Source organism: Geomonas sp., assembly GCF_056994735.1.
Genome location: NZ_JBXKJL010000523.1, coordinates 35,569 through 53,658, shown reverse-complemented (window position 1 = coordinate 53,658; position 18,090 = coordinate 35,569). Strand labels below are relative to the sequence as shown.

Sequence of the window (18,090 nt, the reverse complement as noted above, 5' to 3'; positions counted from 1 at the left end):
CGTTTCCGTCCGCCCAGAGCTTGTCGAAGGGCGCAAAACCTTCCGTTATTCTCGATCTTGATTCTTAATCCGGAGTCCCTATGTCCCCCGAACTGGTAGTCCAGCTTGGTAGAAGGAGTTTCGAGGCGGTGCTCCTCCTTTCGGCGCCGCTGCTCATCTGCGCGCTGGTGGTCGGTCTGCTGATCAGTATCTTCCAGGCCGTCACATCCATCAACGAGGCCACCCTGGCCTTCGCCCCCAAGATCGCCGCGGTCATGATCGCCATGGTCATCTTCTTTCCCTGGATGATGATGTACATGAGCGACTTCACCCGCGAGATCTACGGCATGATCGCCAACATGAGGCACTGAGGGTGTTCGAGGCCCTGCCCATAAAGGTCCTGGACGACCTGATTCCCTTTGCCCTGGTCCTGGCCCGGGTCGCCAGCCTCTTCGCCGCCATACCCATCTTCGGCTCCCGCATTGTGCCGAACCGCATCAAGGCGCCACTGATCTTCGCCCTGACGCTGGTGATCTTCCCGATCGTGAAGCCCCACGCGGTCCCCGCCGCCGGTGACGTGATCTCGCTGGGGCTCCTGGTGGTCCGCGAGACGCTGATCGGGCTGACTCTCGGCCTCCTCTCCCAGGTCATCTTCGCTGCCGTCGAGTTCTGCGGACAGCAGATCGGCACCCAGATGGGCATCTCGATGGCCGCGCTTTTCGACCCCAACACCCAGGCGAACGTGCCGACCATGGCCATGTTCGAAGGCATCCTGGCCACGCTCCTCTTCCTGAGCCTGGGAGTGCACCACTTCTTCCTGAAGGGGATCGTGGAGAGCTACCAGCTGATTCCCCTGGGCGCCTGGCACGTGAGCGGGGGACTCCTCAAGTTCGTGAGCGAGACCACCTCCGGAATCTTCATCATCGCCGTGAAGCTGGGGGCGCCGGTCGCCGTGGCTCTTCTTGCCACCAGCGTGGCCCTCGGCATCGTAGCCCGCTCCTTCCCAGCCATGAACGTCTTCATGGTCAGCATGCCTCTCAACATCGGCATCGGCTTCCTCATCCTGGGTTTTTCGCTGCCGGTCTTCCTGCGGGTCCTCAACGGGACTTTCGCGGGGCTGGTGGGGCAGATGAGGATCCTCTTCAAGCTTCTCGCCTAGGTCTCCCATGTCCGATCAGGATAAACACTCCAAAACAGAAAAACCGACATCCAAGAAGATCTCCGAAGCCAAGAGCAAGGGGAGCGTACCGCGCAGTCGGGAGATGACCTCGGCCATCACCCTGATCACCGCCATGATCGCCCTCTACGCCACCTCGGGCATGATCCTCTCCACCCTCAAGCGCAACATGCGCGACATCCTGGGGGGGCTTGCCACCATCGACGTGAGCTATGCTGGGCTGCACTCCCTGATGATCAAGGAGTTCGGCTACATCGCCATGATGCTGGCCCCCTTCGTGCTGATCCTGATCGTGGCCGGGCTCGCGGTGGAGGTGAGCCAGGGGGGGGTGAGCATAAGCTCGGAGAAGCTGAAGTTCGACCTCGGGAAGCTGAACCCGATCCAGGGGATGAGCCGGCTCTTCAACAAGGACTCCGTCTTCGAGGTGGCCAAGTCCTTCGTCAAGATGGCCATCGTGGGCTACATGGCCTACAAGATCCTCTCCGAGGAGATGGAGGGGATCGTCTTCCTGGTGGACCGCGACCTGCAGGGTATCCTGGAGTTTATCGGGCACCTCTCCTTCAAGATCGTGCTGCACACCTGCGGGGTGCTGATCATACTGGCGGTACTGGACCTGGCCTTCGTCAAGTGGCGCTTCCTGGACAACCTGAAGATGACCAAGCAGGAGGTCAAGGACGAGCAGAAGAACTCCGAGGGTGATCCGGCGGTGAAGGGGAAGCTCAAGCAGAAGCAGTTTCAGATGGCTCGCAGGCGGATGCGGCAGATCATCCCGACCGCCGACGTGGTGGTCACCAACCCGACCCACTACGCGGTGGCCTTGAAGTACGACCGGCAGAAGATGGCCGCCCCGGTAGTGCTCTTCAAGGGCGTGGACCAGATGGCGCTGCAGATGAAGATCATGGCGCGGGAGACCAAGGTGACCCTGGTGGAGAACCGCTTCCTGGCCAGGGAGCTTTACAGCCAGGTCGACGAGGGGGGGGAGATACCGGAGCGCCTATACGCCGCCGTCGCCGAAATCCTGGCCTACGTCTATGGCCTCAAGAAGAGATAGTCCTCCCGCGAGGGGGGTGACGGATAAAGAAAGGGCCGGCACCGGATGATCCGGTGCCGGCCCTTCTTGTCATTCGTCGCTGTTTGAATCCCCCGCCCCCTTTTTCTAAGGGGAGCTTTCCAGCTCGCTCACCCCCAGAGGATTAAGCCGGGGTCGTAGACCGTTCCGAGCTCGGGATGGCGCGGCATCACCCTGAGCATGAAGCCGTGGCGCCCGCAGAACCGGCACTCGAGCTCGCCTCCGAAATGGCCGCTGCTCTCCCCGGAAGGCTCCAGCGGGACGATCTCGCCCCCCATGATGGTTCCCGTGGAGTCCAGCACGCCGAAATAAACCTCGACCGCGATTTCGGAAAGGGGGATGTCGCCGGGGGTGATCCGCACCTTGATCGGGAGCCGCTCCCCGACCCTTACCTCCCGCTCGACCTCGGCCTCCACGGCGTCTATCGATAACTGCCCCCACAGGCCGTGGAGCCGCTCCTTCCAGCGCGCCACTTCCACAGCCAGCCTCAGTTCGTCCCGGTTTAGCTGCTCCCAGTGCTCGTAGGCGGGGATGTAGCAGCGCCTGGCGTACTCCTGCACCATCCTGTCGGTGCTGAAGACGGGGCAGAGGGTCTGCATCGAGGTCTTCATGCAGGCGGTCCAGCCCCGTGGAATCCCGTCGCTGCCGCGGTTGTAGAAGAGCGGGACGATCTCCTTCTCTAGGAGGTCGTAGATGGCCCGGCTCTCGACCTCGTTCTGGTAGGTCAGATCCTCGTAGACCTCGCCCCGGCCGATGGCCCAGCCGTTGTTGCCGCGGTAGCCCTCGCACCACCAGCCGTCTAGGATGCTCATGTTCAGCCCGCCGTTGAAGGCGACCTTCATGCCGCTGGTGCCGCTGGCCTCCTGCGGGCGCAGCGGGGTGTTGAGCCAGACGTCCACCCCCTGGACCAGGTGGCGGGCGACCGAGATGTCGTAGTCCTCGAGGAAGACGATGCGGTGCCGGAAGCGCTCCTGGTGGGAGAGCTGGACGATCTGCCTGATCAGCTCCTTCCCCTGGTGGTCCGCGGGGTGCGCCTTGCCGGCGAAGACGATCTGCACCGGATGCTCCGGGTGGTTCAGGATGGCCGCCAGCCTCTCCTTGTCTATCAGCAGGAGCGTTCCGCGCTTGTAGGTGGCGAAGCGGCGGGCGAAGCCGATGGTGAGGATGTCGGGATCGAGCACCTCCGCGGCGAGGGTGATTTCCTTGGGACTCGCCTCCAGCTGGGTCAGCTGCGCTCTAAGGCTTCGGCGGGCGTAATCGACCAGCCGCGCGGTCCCCCTGCGGTGGGTACGCCAAAGCTCGGCGTCGGGTATCCTGGAAACCTTGCGCCAGAGCATCTCCGAGCTCTGTTCGTCCAGCCACTTGGTGCCCAGATAGCGGATCAGGAGGTCCGTCATCTCTTCGGAAAGCCAGCTCTTCTGGTGAACCCCGTTGGTAATCGAGGTCAGCGGCAGCTGCTCCTCCGGCAGGTCCGGCCAGACGTCGGCCCACATCCTGCGGGAGACCTCGCCGTGCAGCTCGCTCACCCCGTTTGAATGAGCTGAGAGCTTCATGGCCAGGATGGCCATGCAGAAGCCGTCATTGCCGCGCCTTTGCTGCCCGAGACCCAGGAAATCCTCCCGGGTCAGCCCCAGCGCCCGGTAATACTGCCCCAGGTACTTCTCCAGGAGCTCCGGCTCGAAGAGGTCGATCCCCGCCTGCACGGGGGTGTGGGTGGTGAAGATGTTTCCCCCCTTGACCGCCTCGACCGCTTCGCTGAAGGAGAGGTTCTTCCCGTCCATCAGGATGCGGATCCTCTCCAGCGCCAGGAACGCCGCGTGCCCCTCGTTCATGTGGCAGACGTTCGGCTCGATCCCCAAGGCCCTGAGTACCCTGATGCCGCCGATACCCAGCAGGATCTCCTGCCGGATGCGCATGTCCTGGTCGCCGCCGTAGAGCCTGGTGGTGATGTCCCGGTCCGCGGGCGCGTTCTGTTCGAGATTGGTGTCGAGGAGGTAGAGGCGGACACGGCCGACCTGGGCCCGCCAGATCTGCACCTGGACGTTTCGGCCCGGGAAGTGGAGCTCGACGGTAAGGGGGTCCCCTGACGGGGTCTTTTCGAGGTAAAGGGGGAGGTTGTAGAAATCGTTTTCGGGGTACACTTCCTGCTGCCAGCCCTCGAGGTTGAGGGCCTGCCGGAAATATCCCTGGCGGTAGAGGAGCCCGACGCCTACCAGCGGAAGGCCCAGGTCGCTGGCGGATTTGAGGTGGTCGCCGGCCAGGATGCCGAGACCGCCGGAATAGATGGGGAGCGACTCGTGCAGCCCGAATTCCATGGAGAAGTAGGCCATGCTGGCCTGCGCAGTGCCGTGGCGCTGGTACCAGGTCCGGGAGTTGAGGTACTCCTCCAGACTCTCCTCCACCTGGGCCAGATGGGACATGAAGCCCTCGTCCGCCATCAGGTTTTCCAGGGCCGCTTGCTGCAGGCTCCCCAGCACCTCCAGCGGGTTATGACGGGTGAGTCTCCAGAGCTCCGGGTCGAGCCGCTTGAACAGGCCGATCGCGTCAGGTTCCCAGGTCCACCAGAGGTTGTAGGCGATCCTCTGCAGCCCTGCTAGTTCCTTGGGCAGGGATGGAACGACGATGAAACGGTGTAGCGTCGTGGTGAGGTTCATGCCACACTCCTGGCTACTCCGGCCTCCCGATTCCGAACTTCTCAAGCCGGTATTGTAGCGTCTTATAGCTCATGCCCAGCAGCGGAGCGGCCTTGCTGATCACCCAGTCGGCCCGCTGCATGGCCTTTACGATCAGCTCGCGCTCCACTTCGTCCATGTTGATCCCCTCGGGGGGGAACTCGAAAGGAAGCCGCCCCGAGGCCGACGCCTCGTGGTGCACCTCGGCCGGCAGGTCCTCCGGCTGAATGTACTCGCTTTCGGCCATCAGCACGCCGCGCTCGATGACCGATTGGAGCTGGCGGACATTTCCCGGCCAGCTATAGTCTAGCAGGATTTTCAGGGCCGGCTTGCTGATCCCTTTCAGCGGGATCCCGCAGGAGGCGCTGTACTTCCTGAGGAAGAAGTTGGCCAGGGTGACGATGTCATTGCCCCGCTCCCTGAGCGGCGGGAGGGTGATCCTTATTACGTTGAGACGGTAGAAGAGGTCCTCGCGGAAGGCGCCCCGCTTGGTCTCCTGCTCCAGGTCCTTGTTGGTGGCCGATATGATTCTGACGTCGATGGGAATGTTCTGTTTCCCGCCGACCCGCCTGAGCTCCTTCTCCTGGATGGTCCTCAGGAGCTTGGCCTGCATGGCCGTGTTCATCTCCCCGATCTCGTCCAGGAAGACGGTCCCCCCCTCGGCGGCCTCGAAGATGCCGATCTCGCGGCTGCCGGCGCCGGTGAAGGCTCCCTTTTCGTGGCCGAAGAGCTCGCTCTCGATCAGCGTGTCGGGGATGGCCGCGCAGTTGATGGCGAAGAAGGCCTTGTCCTTGCGGGGGCTGCGGTCGTGGATTGCCCGGGCCACCAGCTCCTTCCCGGTCCCGGACTCGCCGTAGATGAGGACCGTGGTCGAGGTCTGGGAGATCTTGTTGATCATCCGCGCCACCTCCATCATCTTCGGGTGCTCCCCGATCATGTTGGGCAGCGTCTTGGTCTCGGCCAACCTCTTGTGCAGCACCCGGTTTTCCTTGAGGAGCATGATGCGCTCGAAGGCGCGCTGCAGGGTGAGGAGCAGGTCATCCCTCTCCAGCGGCTTTTCCAGGTAGTCGAAGGCCCCCTTCTTGATGGCCTCGACCGCGGAATCGATGGTGCCGTGGGCGGTCATAATGACCACGCACTGGGACGGGTTCTCCGCCAGCACGCGCTCCATGAGCTCCATCCCCGACATCCCCTGCATCTTCAGGTCAGTCAGCAACAGGTCGAAGTCGCCGCGCTCCAGTTCCTCGAGCGCCTCCCTCGCGCCCGGCACCGCCACGATGCGGTATCCCTCCTTGCCCAAGATGGCGGTCAGGATGTCCCGCTGTCCTTTTTCGTCGTCCACTATGAGGATGCTGCCGGTCATGATACCTCGGTGATGCGTTTGATGTCGGTTGGTGGCGGCATCTCTGCCGCGATGGTTCGCTCCTACGGGGGCAATCGGTATTCAGTAACTTGTAGGAGCGCCCTTCCTGGCGCGAACCTTCCCGCCGCGATAGCGCTCCTGGAAAAAATTCTAGGCTGTCTTCGAAAGGGGGAGCTTGACGGTGAAGGTAGTCCCTTCTCCTTTGCGGCTTTCCACCGCGAGTGTCCCGCCATGCTCCTTGATGATCCTTTCGGTTATGGCCAGCCCCAGGCCGATCCCCGCTTCCTTGGTGGTGAAGTAGGGCTGGAACACCTTGTCCAGGTCCTGCGGGTCTATCCCCACCCCCTGGTCGCTGAAGGTGAGCCTGATCATCCCTCCTTCCAGGTCGACGTCTGCCCCCAGGGTGATCTGCCCCCCGTCCGGCATGGCCTGCGCCCCGTTCGTGATGAAGTTGCACAGGCAGTTGCGCATCAGTTCCGGGTCCACCTGCATGGGGGGCAGGTCGGGCGGGATCTCCCGGACCACCTCGACCCGCTGCTCGTTCAGCCGGTCCTGCATGAGCGGCATCGCCTTGTCGATCAGCTCCGGGTAGGTTATCTGCTGCCGCCGCAGCTTCAGCGGCCGACCGTAATTCATGAAGTTGAGCACCATGTAGTTGGCCTTGCGGACCTCTTCCTTGATGTTCTCCGCGATGGCCTGGAGCTCGCTCCCCTTCTCGGGACAGGCCGGGAGGAACTCCCCCTTGAGGTGGTCAATTGCCAGGCTGATGTAGTTCAGCGGGTTCCTGATTTCGTGGGCTATCCCGGAGGCGAGCTGCCCTACCTTGGAGAGGTGCTCCGCCTCGTAGAGCCGTTTTTCCAGGAGTTCCCGTTCCTTGAGCTTGATCACCATCTCGTTGAGGTTGGCCGCCAACTCGCCGATCTCGTCGCTGCTCTCCACGTGGAAGGTCACGCTCAGATCCCCCGCAGATACGTACTTCACCCCCGTCGCCAGACGATGAATGGGCAAAGTATACCTGCGGGCGAGAAAGATGGTGAGGAACATCCCCACCAAAAAGACCAGGCTGGTGGCGACCAGGCGCCTGACGAAGTTGGCGTGCTGGATGTCGCGTATGTTGTCCAGCAGGAGGTTGATCTGCACGTACCCCAGCTGCTCATCCCCGACGATCACCGGCACCACCAGGTCGTACGGCTTCAAGGAGGGCGCGGAGCCGGTGCCGCGGCGGGAGGCCTTCAGGCCCTTCTCGAGCTTCTTGATCTCCCGCTTCTTGCCGACCTGCGCCGGGTCGGAAGAGTTGATGATCTCCCCCTCGTTGTTGATGATGTTGATCTCGTTGACCCCCTTGTGCCTTGCCTGCTGCAGGTACTCGGTGAGGCGGGAGGATTCGACATCGGTCTCGGAAGTCAGATCCTCGACGCTCAACTGGATGGCCTTGGAAACTACCGTGGAACTTTCCTGTATCTCCTGCACCAGGTCGTTCTGGCTGAACTGGTTCAGGACGAAGAGGATCAGCATGGCGATGACCAGCATCGTGAGCATGATCATGACCAGCTTGGTATTGAGTCTCATTGCTGCAACCTTATAATACTATGAATTCCTGCTAAGCTTCCAAGTATACAACAGCACCCGCTGCTAGACAAGATGATTGTCCTGACTGCGCCGCCTTTGCAGGGTGAGAGGAAGAGATAGGTTCCTATTTCGGCAAGTGACAGTAGCTGATAAGATGTTGACTGTGGAAATCAGGTCGTGAGAGCTGGGGGAGGATCACTATGAGCGATTACACCGTGGAGAGGATACCCGGCAACCTTGTCATCCACCCCGATGGGGGAGGGCAGGGGCGCCAGGGAAAACGGGAGAGGAATCAAAGGAGAGCGGGCGACGGCGACAGCGTCAGCATATCCGACGAGGCCCGGAGGCGCAGCCGGGAGCAGGAGTCGATGGAGCCGGTCGAGCCGGATCTCCCGGTCACGCGGTGAAAAGGGCCCTGTCCTGCTCGAAGGCGTTCTGGAACGTCTCCATGAGCTGGTTTGCCTTCTCCTCCGTGAGCCCCAGTATCTGCCCTGCTTTGGATCCGGCAAGGTCGATGTCTTCCCGGGGTTCCCTGATGCCGATCCCCAGCTTGAGGCAGAACATGTCCGCCAGCGACGCCACCGCGGTCAGCCTGACCAGGACCGGGTCTTCCATTTCGTCGAACTCGAGGGTGTGGTGCTGCAGGATCACCTTGGTCAGTATTTCCGGGAAGTTCCATTTTTTCATGACGTAGGCCCCGACCTCGTCATGGGTGAAGGGATAGACGATCTTCTCGGCGTCGCGGAAGGACATCCCCTCGTTGTAGCAGTGCTGCATGACCTCCTGGAACTTTCCACGATCCAGGGTGTTCATGATGATCTTGCCGATGTCGTGGAAAAGCCCCGCCAGGAAGGCCTCTTCTTCATTAGCCGTGCGAGTCTGATGGGCGATGATCTTGGCAGCAAGGCCGGCTGCGAAGGAGTGCTCCCAGAGCATCTTTTCCTGGAGGCCATACGGTTTGTAGACCTGCTTCACGGAGGCCGCTACCACCAGGCTCCGGAGGGTGCTGAAGCCCAACACCACGATGGCGCTGGAAAGTGTCTGGATTTGTCTTTGACAACCGTAAAAGGAGGAGTTGGAGATCTTGAGGACCCTGGCTGCGACGGCCGGGTCGGAAGCGACGACTCTGGCGATCTCGTCCGCCGTCGCAGTCTCGCTCTCGATCAGCTGCATCACCTTCATGGCCACCACGGGGATGGTGGGAAGGTCGGCCGCAGTCATGATAGCCTTTTCCAGCTCCTTGTTCATCCCGGCGTCTTTGGTAATTTCCGTTTCGACGGTCATCCTTGTTTTCCTTGCGGTTTTTCCTGGCGCAAGATTGCCGCGCAGATTCAAAAATATAACAGGAGAGGGCCTTTTAGCAAGCGCCGATTTAATGATTGAAAGGGTCGCCCCCGCAGGCTATACTGCCGAAAAAAAGGGTACAGGTTGCACTATTGATCGTCAAAACCACCGAATTTGTTAAAAGCGCTACCAGGCCCGCCCATTATCCCGAAGGCGACCTCCCGGAGATCGCCTTCGCGGGGCGCTCCAATGTCGGGAAATCATCTCTGGTCAACGTGCTGGTCAACAGGAAGAACCTGGTCCGCACCAGCTCGACCCCCGGAAGAACCCAGCTGATCAACTTCTTCAAGGTGAACGAGGACTTCATGCTGGTCGACCTCCCGGGGTACGGCTATGCCAAGGTCCCTCTGGCAGTGAAGAAGGACTGGCGGCCGATGATGGAGACCTACCTCTCCAAAAGGAAGAATCTGCGCGGCGTGGTCCTGATCCTCGACATCCGCAGGGTGCCGGTGGAGGAGGACCTGCAGATGCTCGCGTGGCTTCGGGCTTTTTCTATTCCGCCCATCATCGTCATCACCAAATGCGATAAGGTATCGAAGAACGAGAGGGCCAAGCAGAGCGCGATCATCATGTCGCGGCTGGGGTTGGCCAAGGAGGAGCTGAACTTCTTCTCGGCACTGTCCAGGGATGGAAAGGACGGCATCTGGGCCAGGATCGATGCACTGTTGGAGGTTCCTGCCGCCTCGAGTGAAGAGACGCCTTTTCCCGAATAAAATCAAATCCCCCCTGTCCCCCCTTTGCCAAAGGGGGGGACGCTTGGCCGGCAACTTTGGTGAAGGGGGGGGATGCCTCATTGCCACCTTTGCTGAAGCGTCCTATCCTCCAGCGTTTCCGTCGCTGAAGCGTCCTTTCCTCTTAAGCCTCACCGGATTTCGCTTTTGTGTTCATGCTTCTGTCTTTGCAACTCCTCCGCCCGAACGCAGTCCCTGAATGTTCCGAGCTGAACTCTTTCTGCTAACGCCGGGATAACGGTAATAAACCGTTTTCCCCACGAATTGATTGACTTTCGCCTCCCCCTCTGTTAGAAACACTCCAACTATAACTAGTTATCGTCCGGGTGCCCCGAAAGGGGTTAAAAGGGAAGAGGGTGTGAATCCCTCGCTGTCCCGCAACTGTGAACGGTTATGAAAGCCGCAACAACGCCACTGAGACATCGGGAAGGCGCGGCGAGTAAGTAGACCCGTGAGTCAGGAAACCTGCCTGGATGACCGCTCAAGAACCTCCGTGGTAGAGGGGCTAAAGCCAGAATCGTACTTTTTTTCTCGATTTTTGACCCGCCTTCCACTGGAAGGGGGGTTTTTTTATGTCCAAAGTAACGCTGGTGACCGGAGGTGCCCGCAGCGGCAAGAGCCGCTTTGCCGAGCAACTGGCGGAGGCCTACCAGCCGATGCGGGGCTATCTGGCCACCGGTCAGGCGGGAGACGCCGAGATGGCTGAGCGTATCACCCGCCATCGCGCCAGGCGCGGGGAGGAGTGGCGGACGGTCGAGGAGCCGCTGGAGATCGCCCAGACTCTGGTCAGAGTCGACGGCAGCTTCAACGTCGTGCTGATGGACTGCGTGACGCTCTGGCTGACCAACATGCTCTTTCACCCGGAAATCGGTGCCGCCGGGGTGCTGCCGCGGGTAGAGAAATTCACCGCCGGCTTCGCGGGTCTCGACACTCCGCTCATCATAGTCAGCAATGAGGTGGGGATGGGGATAGTGCCGGAACATCCGTTGTCTCGCACTTTTCGGGACCTGGCGGGCGAGGCTAACGAACTGATAGCGGCCAAGGCGGACGAGGTGTACGTGACCATCTCCGGGCTGCCGCTCAAGTTGAAAGGGTAGTGGCAGGATAATTCAGTGGCTGTGCGTGCCCGGTGAAGTTCAGCACGAACGGTAGATTTCATTACGATGGGGGGGAAGATGAAACTGTTAAAGGCAGCGTTGACGAAGATCCAGCCGGTGGACGAGGATTTCCTGGCCAAGGCCCAGGCGAAGCTGGACAACAAGACGAAGCCGCCCGGGTCGCTGGGGCGCCTGGAGGAGATGGGCCGCAGACTCGCGGCGATCACCGAGAACCTCTCTCCCAGCATTGACAAGAAGGTCATCTTCACCTTCGCGGGTGATCACGGCATAGTCGAGGAAGGTGTCTCGCTCTACCCCAAGGAGGTGACGCCCCAGATGGTGCTGAACTTCCTGCGCGGCGGCGCCGGAGTCAATGTCCTGGCGCGCCACGTCGGCGCCGAGGTCAGGGTGGTAGATGTCGGCGTCGACTTCGACTTCGAGCCCGCCCCCGGTCTCATCATCCGCAAGGTCGCCAAGGGGACCCGCAACTTTGCCAGGGGAGCCGCCATGACCCCCGAGGAGGCCACGGCCGCCGTCGAAGTCGGCATCGCCCTCGCTAACGAGGCAAAGGCCGAGGGGATCTCCATCCTCGGAACCGGCGAGATGGGGATCGGCAACACCAGCCCCTCCTCGGCCATCATCGCCGCCCTCGCCGGCTGCACGGTCCGCGAAGTCACCCATCGCGGCACCGGGATCAACGACGAGGCACTGGAGCGGAAGGTATCGGTGATCGACGCCGGCCTCGCCCTCAACCACCCGAACCCCCAGGATCCCATGGACGTCCTGGCCAAGGTCGGCGGACTGGAGATCGCCGGGATTGCCGGGCTCGTCCTGGGAGCGGCCGCCAACAGGATACCGGTCGTCGTCGACGGCTTTATCTCGACCGCAGGCGCGCTGATCGCCTCCGAGATGCACCCGAACGTCAAGGACTACATCTTCGCCGCCCACACCTCGGTGGAGATCGGCCACCGCATGATGCTGGAGCGGATCGGGGCCAAGCCGATACTCGACCTGCAGTTGAGACTGGGAGAGGGAACCGGAGCGGCCCTCGCCATGGGGCTCATCGAGGCCGGTGTCAAGATCCTCAACGAGATGGCGACCTTCGCCGAGGCCGGAGTGTCCGCGGGCTAGCGGCCCGGGGGCGCCAGATGAGATTATTCCTGATCGCATTCCAGTTCCTCACCATCGTCCCGCTTCCGTTCGCGGTGCGCTGCGATGAGGAGGACCTGGGGCGCTCGATGACCTTTTTCCCGCTGGTCGGGTTCTGCCTCGGGGCGCTGCTGGCCGGGGCCGACTTCCTCCTTTCGCCGGTGCTGCCGCGGGGGGTAAGCGACCTTGTGCTGGTCATCCTGGTCACCGTCGTCACCGGGGCCCTCCATCTCGACGGGCTTTCCGACGTCTGCGACGGGCTGGCTGCACGCGGTTCGCGGGAGCGCTTCCTGGAAGTGATGAAGGATTCCCGGGTCGGCGCGGTCGGGGCCGTCTCCCTGGTGCTGGCTTTGGGGCTGAAGTACCAGGCTCTGCTGGCCCTGCCGCTGGAGCACAAGCGGCAGGTGCTGCTCTTCTTCCCCATGGCCGCACGCTTCGCCCAGGTGCAGATGACCGTGGGCGCGAGAAGGGCACGCCCCAATGGCCTCGGGTCCGCCTTCGTCGGCGGCTCCGGCGTCTTCCAGCTTGCCGCCGCCTTCATCCTGACGCTGGCGGGGAGCTACCTCCTCCTGGGCCATAACGGAGTCGCCTGCGTGATCATCCTCTGTCTCCTCACCTGGAGCGTCAAATGGTGGTCCCACCGGACCCTGGGCGGGATCACCGGGGACGTCATAGGGTGCGCGAGCGAATTGAACGAGATTTTTTCCCTGCTGTTGCTGCTGGTGCTTTTCAACGGCGGGTGGTTGATCCGTTAGGAGTGTTGCATGACAAGCAAGACCAGGATTCATCTGATCAGGCATGGCGAGGTGGAAGGGGCCTATAGATACAACGGCCACGGTGACGTCTCGCTGACCCCGCGTGGCGTGGAGATGTACCATCAGCTTAAACCGCGGCTTGACCCGGACCGGATCAGCGCCTGCTATACCAGCGACTTGACGAGGACGGTCCGCGGCGGCGAGATCCTGGGGGTCTATCTCGGCGTCGAGCCGGTGAAGGTTCCGGAACTGAGGGAGCTTCATTGCGGAGCCTGGCAGGGGATGTCGCTGCCGGAGATCCAGGAGCGCCGCCCCGAGGAGTGGGCCGCGCGGCTGGCGGACCTGGTTTCGTTCAGGGCACCGGGGGGGGAGAGTGTCGGGGACCTCGCCGCCCGCGTGCTGCCGGCAATCCGCCGGATAGTCGAGAGGCATCGGGGGGAGGAAGTGCTGGTCATTGCCCACGGCGGCGTGAACCGCGTGATACTCATGGATGCCCTGGGAGCACCCCTCTCCTCCATGTTCACTGTGGAGCAGAGCTACTGCTGCATGAACATGATCGATTACTACGCCGACGGCAATACCGTCGTGAAGCTGGTCAACGGCTGAATCTTCGGGATCCATCATGATGACCATGGTCATAGCGGCACCACATAGCGGCTCCGGAAAAACGACGGTGACGCTGGGCATCATGGCGGCCCTGACGAGGCGGGGGCTCAAGGTCGCGCCCTTCAAGGTCGGGCCGGACTTTATCGACCCCGGTTATCATGGCATGGTGACGGGCGCGGCTTCCACCAACCTCGATGGCTGGATGTGCCCCCCTGGATTCGTTCGGGCGACTTTCGAGGCTCATGCCGCAGGCGCCGATATCGCCGTCGTCGAAGGCGTGATGGGGCTGTTCGACGGGATCGACGGAGTCACCGATGCCGGAAGCACCGCCGAGGTGGCCAAGCTTCTCGATTCACCCGTCGTCCTGGTGGTCGACGCCCGCAGCCAGGCGAGGAGCGCCGCTGCCCTGATCCACGGTTTCGCCTCCTTTGACCCCGCGATCAGCATTGCCGCAGTGGTTTTCAACAACGTGGGAAGTGCCAACCACGAGCGGCTGCTGCGGGAGGCGATGTCGGCCAGTCTTCCCGGCATTGCCGTACTTGGGTGTCTGCCGAAGGATCCGGCCGTCGCGATACCGTCGCGTCACCTGGGGCTGATGACGGCGGAGGAGAACCCCCTTTCAGAGGAGTTCCTGGCGCACCTGGTCGAGGTGATAGAGGAGCGGCTCGATTTCGACCTCCTGCTAAGCCTCCAGCCCGACCTCCCGGCGGGGCAGCGCCCGATCTCAGGGAGAGACAGCTCCTTCACGCGTCCCCTCCCTTCCGGGAGTGGCAGCTCCCTTTCACGTCCCCTCCCCTTCAAGGTGAGGGACAGGGTGGGGATGGGCCCGGTCCGCATCGCCGTCGCCCGCGATGCCGCCTTCTGCTTCGCCTATGAAGACAACCTGCGTCTCCTGGGCGAGCAGGGAGCGGAACTCTGCTTCTTCTCCCCGCTTGCGGATGCCGCCATCCCGGAAAACATCTCCGGGATCTACCTCCCGGGCGGCTATCCCGAGCTCTTTGCCGAGACTCTCTCCGGTAACGAGGCCATGAAATCAAGCATCCACACGGCGGTGGAGTCGGGGATGCCGGTGTACGCCGAGTGCGGGGGCTTTATCTACCTTACCCGCGGCGTGGAAGTAAATGGCGTCATCCATCCCTTTGCCGGCATCTTCCCGGTGACCACCCGGATGTTGCCTCGCCGAAAGGCCCTGGGGTACCGCCAGGTTGACCTCCTGGAGGATAGTGTCATCGGAAAGAAAGGCGCCATCGCACGCGGTCACGAGTTTCACTATTCCGAGATGGAGGAGATGCCTCCCTCGGTGGAGCGCCTTTACACAGTCAGCAGGAAGGACACCGTCCTGGGGCGAGAAGGCTTCAGGTACAGGAACTGTCTCGGTTCCTACATACATCTTCATTTTGGCAGCTCGCCCGGGATCGCTGAGACCTTCGTGGGACACTGCAGAACTTACATGAAAAGGAGTGTTGCATGAAGACACAGCTTGAACTGGCACGGGAAGGGGTTGTCACTCCCCAGATGGCGATTGTTGCAGCGGACGAAGGGCACAGTGCCGAGTATATTCGGGAGAAGGTGGCGCAGGGGAGGATCGTGATTCCCTGGAACCGGATCAGGAATCCGAAGGTGGCAGGTATCGGCGAAGGTCTGAGGACCAAGGTGAATGCCTCCATCGGCACCTCCTCCGACATCATCGACTATGCAGGCGAGGTCAGTAAGGGGCTTGCCGCGCAGGAATCCGGGGCCGACACCCTGATGGAGCTTTCGGTGGGCGGGGACCTTGACCGGGTAAGGCGCGAGGTGATCGCGGCGGTCGATCTGCCGGTCGGAAACGTTCCCCTTTACCAGGCCTTCTGCGAAGCCGCCCGCAAGTACGGGGACCCCAACAAGCTCGATGACGAGATGCTCTTCGACATCATCGAGAGGCAGTGCGCCGACGGCATGTCCTTCATGGCCGTCCATTGCGGCATCAACCTTTACACCCTGGAGCGCCTCAGGAAGCAGGGGTACCGTTACGGCGGCCTGGTGTCGAAGGGCGGGGTGAGCATGGCTGCCTGGATGATCGCCAACGGCAGGGAGAACCCGCTCTACGAGAAGTTCGACCGCGTGGTGGAGATCCTGAAGCGCTACGACACCGTCCTGTCGCTGGGCAATGGCCTGCGCGCCGGCGCCATCCACGATTCCAGCGACCGCGCCCAGATCCAGGAGCTGCTGATCAACTGCGAGCTCGCGGAGATAGGGCGGGATATGGGATGCCAGATGCTGGTGGAGGGGCCGGGCCACGTGCCGCTGGACGAGGTTGAAGGCAACATCAAGCTGCAGAAGAGGATGAGCGGCGGTGCTCCGTATTACATGCTCGGCCCCATCTCCACGGATGTCGCCCCCGGTTTCGACCACATCACCGCTGCCATCGGTGCGGCCCAGTCGTCCCGCTACGGCGCAGACCTCATCTGCTACATCACTCCGGCCGAGCACCTGGCCCTGCCCAACGAGGAGGATGTCCGCCTCGGGGTGAAGGCCGCGAAGATCGCCGCCTACATCGGCGACATGAACAAGTACCCCGAGAGGGGACGGGAGCGGGACAAGGAGATGAGCAAGGCGCGGAGGGATCTCAATTGGCAGCGTCAGTTCGAGCTGGCCCTTTATCCCGGGGACGCGGCCGCCATCCGGGCAAGCCGGACACCCGAGGACGAGAAGACCTGCACCATGTGCGGGGATTTCTGCGCCTCCCGGGGCGCCGGCAAGATCTTCGCCTGCGATCTGCGCGGGGACAAGATCTGATGATCAGGGTCCTCGCCCTTACAGCTCTTTGCCTTTTCAGTGCCACCCCTGCCTTCGCCATGCATATTTCGGAGGGGATACTTCCCTTTCCCTGGGCCGTGACGTGGTATGTCGTGCTGGTGCCGTTCGTGGCACTCGGGGTGAAGCGGCTGAACGCGCTGGCGGGGGAGGACCTGTCCCTGAAGCCCCTGGTAGGGCTGATGACGGCAGTGGTCTTCATCATCTCCTGTCTGCCCATCCCGGTGCCGACGGCGGGGACCTGCTCGCACCCCTGCGGCACCGGCATCTCCGCCATCCTCCTCGGGCCGCTGGTGAGCATCCTCATAGCGTCGGTTTCGCTGCTGATCCAGGCGCTCTTTCTGGCCCACGGCGGACTTTCTACCTTGGGGGCCAACGCCTTCTCGATGGGGGTGGTCGGTTCTCTTGCCGGTTGGCTTGCCTTCAAAGGGGTCCGTCGCGCCGGAGGAGGTCTTCCCCTGGCCGCTTTCATGGCAGGGGTCGTGACCGATTGGTCGACCTACGCCACGACTGCAGCGATACTGGCTGCCGGAATCAGGGGGGATGCTGCCCCCTTTTTTCCGCTGTTTGTGAAGGTCGTGCTCGCTTTCCTGCCGACCCAGCTCCCCCTCGGCATCCTTGAGGGTATGATCACGGCGGGGATGGTGAAGCTCTTGTCCGTCAAGCGACCGGACCTGCTGGTGAAGATGCGGGTGATCACAGAGAGGGAGTTGCCGGATCATGCCTGACTCAAAGTTGATACGTAAGATTGTCCTGCTGCATGTGGTGATCCTCCCTGCACTGGTGCTGACCATAAAGTTCTTCGCCACCTCGCACAAGACCTGGGATGGCGTCGACGATGCGGTTGTCGAGAAGATCGCCAGGGAGCATGGCAGGTCGGCCAAGCCTCCCATTATCGACCCGGGGTCAGGGGACCTGCTCCTCTTCGTTTTCCTGGCTGCCGGCGCCGCGGGCGGATTTCTTGCCGGGTATTATTGGCGGGAACTGGTGAAGAGAGGTTGACGGGGGAGCGATGCATCATCACTTAAGCACCCACATGCCTGCCGCCTTCCACCCGGTAACGCAGCTCGATCCCAGGGTCAAGCTGCTCGCCGCGCTGGCACTCCTGCTGATGGTCATCAGCTGCCACGGCATATTCTTCCCCCTCCTGGTGACTCTGCTCAGCCTGGCCCTCTGCCTATCCCTGGGCGTTTCCGCCAGGACCCTCGCCCTGCGTTTTTCCGAGCCGGCATTCATCGCCGCCACCGTGCTGGTGTTGAAGCTCTTCTTTGCGGGGAAGGTGGCAATCTTTTCCCTGCATCTGGCGGGATTCGAGCTGGTCGGCCACAGCGACGGTCTCCTTGAGGGCGAACGGATCGCGAGCCGCATCATGGGCGGTGTCTCCCTGGTGGCTGTGGTCGGCTTCTCGACCCCGTTCACCGAATTGATGGCGGCACTGTCCTGGCTCAGGGTGCCGCAGGTGCTGATCGACGTGGCGCTTTTCGCCTGGCGCTATCTCTTCCTCCTTCTGGAGGAGGCCCAGGTGGTCTATCAAGCCCAGAGGAACCGTCTCGGCTACGTCGGCTATCGGCGCGGCCTGAGTTCGTTCGGGACCCTGGCAGGCGTGCTGGTGATCAAGGCCTTCGACAACAGCCAGAGCGTCACCACCGCCATGGTGCAAAGGGGATACGATGGGCAGATGCCGATGCTGCTGAACCAGCCTTTCAAGGGGGCGGAAGTCCTTGCCGCCGTCGTCGTCGTGGGCGGCATGGCCGTTTTCCGGATCATGTAGCATCATATCGGGATC

Annotated in this window: 17 protein-coding genes, 1 pseudogene and 1 riboswitch; of the genes and pseudogenes, 14 read left to right on the top strand and 4 right to left on the bottom strand. The window is 62.1% G+C overall.

Going from position 1 to position 18,090, the window contains the following annotated elements:
* Nucleotides 1-80 precede the first annotated feature (80 nt).
* Genes fliQ through flhB form a run of 3 tightly spaced genes read left to right on the top strand, consistent with a single transcriptional unit; the run spans nt 81 to nt 2,207 of the window.
* A complete protein-coding gene (fliQ, locus tag AC11W3_RS22445) occupies nt 81-350 on the top strand; it encodes a flagellar biosynthesis protein FliQ (RefSeq protein WP_484089164.1) in 270 nt (89 codons plus the stop codon).
* Between the two features lie 2 nt (nt 351-352).
* The gene (fliR, locus tag AC11W3_RS22440; protein ID WP_484089163.1) at nt 353-1,138 is read left to right on the top strand and encodes a flagellar biosynthetic protein FliR; all 786 of its coding nucleotides are present in this window, start codon (nt 353-355) and stop codon (nt 1,136-1,138) included.
* A gap of 7 nt (nt 1,139-1,145) precedes the next feature.
* Nucleotides 1,146-2,207: a flagellar biosynthesis protein FlhB gene (gene flhB, locus AC11W3_RS22435; RefSeq protein ID WP_484089162.1), complete on the top strand. Its 1,062-nt coding sequence runs from the start codon at nt 1,146-1,148 to the stop codon at nt 2,205-2,207.
* Nucleotides 2,208-2,335: 128 nt separating this feature from the next.
* On the opposite strand, the gene glgP is transcribed toward flhB, so the two are convergent.
* From glgP to AC11W3_RS22420, 3 genes are all read right to left on the bottom strand, one after another.
* Nucleotides 2,336-4,879 (bottom strand): alpha-glucan family phosphorylase, encoded by a 2,544-nt coding sequence (glgP, locus tag AC11W3_RS22430; RefSeq protein WP_484089161.1) that lies wholly within the window; start codon nt 4,877-4,879, stop codon nt 2,336-2,338.
* 13 nt (nt 4,880-4,892) lie between these two features.
* Nucleotides 4,893-6,260: a sigma-54-dependent transcriptional regulator gene (locus AC11W3_RS22425; protein WP_484089160.1), complete on the bottom strand. Its 1,368-nt coding sequence runs from the start codon at nt 6,258-6,260 to the stop codon at nt 4,893-4,895.
* Between the two features lie 150 nt (nt 6,261-6,410).
* Entirely contained in the window at nt 6,411-7,829 is a 1,419-nt protein-coding gene (locus tag AC11W3_RS22420) for a sensor histidine kinase (protein WP_484089159.1), read from the bottom strand.
* Nucleotides 7,830-8,029: 200 nt separating this feature from the next.
* Between AC11W3_RS22420 and AC11W3_RS22415 the strand changes: the two genes are divergently transcribed.
* A complete protein-coding gene (locus tag AC11W3_RS22415; RefSeq protein ID WP_484089158.1) occupies nt 8,030-8,236 on the top strand; it encodes a hypothetical protein in 207 nt (68 codons plus the stop codon).
* Here AC11W3_RS22415 and AC11W3_RS22410 read toward each other — a convergent pair.
* A complete protein-coding gene (locus AC11W3_RS22410; protein WP_484089229.1) occupies nt 8,226-9,077 on the bottom strand; it encodes an HDOD domain-containing protein in 852 nt (283 codons plus the stop codon). The two genes, AC11W3_RS22415 and AC11W3_RS22410, sit on opposite strands and share 11 nt — an antisense overlap.
* A 188-nt stretch (nt 9,078-9,265) precedes the next feature.
* Here AC11W3_RS22410 and yihA point away from each other — a divergent pair, with 188 nt between their 5' ends.
* The 10 genes and pseudogenes from yihA (at nt 9,266) to cbiQ (ending at nt 18,075) form a co-directional block, all read left to right on the top strand.
* On the top strand, nt 9,266-9,886 hold the full coding sequence (yihA, locus tag AC11W3_RS22405; protein ID WP_484089157.1) for a ribosome biogenesis GTP-binding protein YihA/YsxC: 621 nt from the start codon (nt 9,266-9,268) through the stop codon (nt 9,884-9,886).
* A 325-nt stretch (nt 9,887-10,211) separates the two neighbouring features.
* A riboswitch (cobalamin riboswitch) is annotated at nt 10,212-10,391 on the top strand.
* Between the two features lie 85 nt (nt 10,392-10,476).
* A complete protein-coding gene (gene cobU, locus AC11W3_RS22400) occupies nt 10,477-11,001 on the top strand; it encodes a bifunctional adenosylcobinamide kinase/adenosylcobinamide-phosphate guanylyltransferase (RefSeq protein ID WP_484089156.1) in 525 nt (174 codons plus the stop codon).
* Nucleotides 11,002-11,079: 78 nt separating this feature from the next.
* Nucleotides 11,080-12,132: a nicotinate-nucleotide--dimethylbenzimidazole phosphoribosyltransferase gene (gene cobT, locus AC11W3_RS22395; protein WP_484093868.1), complete on the top strand. Its 1,053-nt coding sequence runs from the start codon at nt 11,080-11,082 to the stop codon at nt 12,130-12,132.
* A gap of 17 nt (nt 12,133-12,149) precedes the next feature.
* The gene (gene cobS / locus AC11W3_RS22390) at nt 12,150-12,905 is read left to right on the top strand and encodes an adenosylcobinamide-GDP ribazoletransferase (protein ID WP_484089154.1); all 756 of its coding nucleotides are present in this window, start codon (nt 12,150-12,152) and stop codon (nt 12,903-12,905) included.
* Between the two features lie 9 nt (nt 12,906-12,914).
* Nucleotides 12,915-13,511 (top strand): histidine phosphatase family protein, encoded by a 597-nt coding sequence (locus AC11W3_RS22385; protein ID WP_484089153.1) that lies wholly within the window; start codon nt 12,915-12,917, stop codon nt 13,509-13,511.
* A gap of 16 nt (nt 13,512-13,527) precedes the next feature.
* Nucleotides 13,528-14,982: a cobyrinic acid a,c-diamide synthase CobB gene (locus AC11W3_RS22380; RefSeq protein WP_484089152.1), complete on the top strand. Its 1,455-nt coding sequence runs from the start codon at nt 13,528-13,530 to the stop codon at nt 14,980-14,982.
* Nucleotides 14,979-16,286 carry a phosphomethylpyrimidine synthase ThiC gene (gene thiC / locus AC11W3_RS22375; RefSeq protein WP_484089151.1) on the top strand — a complete coding sequence of 436 codons (1,308 nt, stop codon included), beginning with the start codon at nt 14,979-14,981 and terminating at the stop codon, nt 16,284-16,286. Before AC11W3_RS22380 ends, thiC begins: the two co-directional genes overlap by 4 nt.
* Nucleotides 16,286-17,032 carry an energy-coupling factor ABC transporter permease gene (locus tag AC11W3_RS22370; protein WP_484089150.1) on the top strand — a complete coding sequence of 249 codons (747 nt, stop codon included), beginning with the start codon at nt 16,286-16,288 and terminating at the stop codon, nt 17,030-17,032. The genes thiC and AC11W3_RS22370 overlap by 1 nt, the downstream gene beginning before the upstream one ends.
* Nucleotides 17,033-17,114: 82 nt before the next feature.
* Nucleotides 17,115-17,306 (top strand): annotated as a pseudogene (locus AC11W3_RS22365) (cobalt ABC transporter permease); the annotation flags it as partial.
* Between the two features lie 10 nt (nt 17,307-17,316).
* Entirely contained in the window at nt 17,317-18,075 is a 759-nt protein-coding gene (gene cbiQ / locus AC11W3_RS22360; protein WP_484089149.1) for a cobalt ECF transporter T component CbiQ, read from the top strand.
* The last annotated feature ends 15 nt before the right edge of the window (nt 18,076-18,090 follow it).

Excerpts from the sequence above, each read along its gene's own strand:
- fliQ (WP_484089164.1), top strand. The coding sequence starts at position 81 with ATGTCCCCCGAACTGGTAGTCCAGCTTGGTAGAAGGAGTTTCGAGGCG.
- flhB (WP_484089162.1), top strand. The coding sequence starts at position 1,146 with ATGTCCGATCAGGATAAACACTCCAAAACAGAAAAACCGACATCCAAG.
- glgP (WP_484089161.1), bottom strand. The coding sequence starts at position 4,879 with ATGAACCTCACCACGACGCTACACCGTTTCATCGTCGTTCCATCCCTG.
- AC11W3_RS22425 (WP_484089160.1), bottom strand. The coding sequence starts at position 6,260 with ATGACCGGCAGCATCCTCATAGTGGACGACGAAAAAGGACAGCGGGAC.
- AC11W3_RS22420 (WP_484089159.1), bottom strand. The coding sequence starts at position 7,829 with ATGAGACTCAATACCAAGCTGGTCATGATCATGCTCACGATGCTGGTC.
- AC11W3_RS22415 (WP_484089158.1), top strand. The coding sequence starts at position 8,030 with ATGAGCGATTACACCGTGGAGAGGATACCCGGCAACCTTGTCATCCAC.
- AC11W3_RS22410 (WP_484089229.1), bottom strand. The coding sequence starts at position 9,077 with ATGAACAAGGAGCTGGAAAAGGCTATCATGACTGCGGCCGACCTTCCC.
- cobU (WP_484089156.1), top strand. The coding sequence starts at position 10,477 with ATGTCCAAAGTAACGCTGGTGACCGGAGGTGCCCGCAGCGGCAAGAGC.
- cobT (WP_484093868.1), top strand. The coding sequence starts at position 11,080 with ATGAAACTGTTAAAGGCAGCGTTGACGAAGATCCAGCCGGTGGACGAG.
- cobS (WP_484089154.1), top strand. The coding sequence starts at position 12,150 with ATGAGATTATTCCTGATCGCATTCCAGTTCCTCACCATCGTCCCGCTT.
- AC11W3_RS22385 (WP_484089153.1), top strand. The coding sequence starts at position 12,915 with ATGACAAGCAAGACCAGGATTCATCTGATCAGGCATGGCGAGGTGGAA.
- AC11W3_RS22380 (WP_484089152.1), top strand. The coding sequence starts at position 13,528 with ATGATGACCATGGTCATAGCGGCACCACATAGCGGCTCCGGAAAAACG.
- thiC (WP_484089151.1), top strand. The coding sequence starts at position 14,979 with ATGAAGACACAGCTTGAACTGGCACGGGAAGGGGTTGTCACTCCCCAG.
- AC11W3_RS22370 (WP_484089150.1), top strand. The coding sequence starts at position 16,286 with ATGATCAGGGTCCTCGCCCTTACAGCTCTTTGCCTTTTCAGTGCCACC.
- cbiQ (WP_484089149.1), top strand. The coding sequence starts at position 17,317 with ATGCATCATCACTTAAGCACCCACATGCCTGCCGCCTTCCACCCGGTA.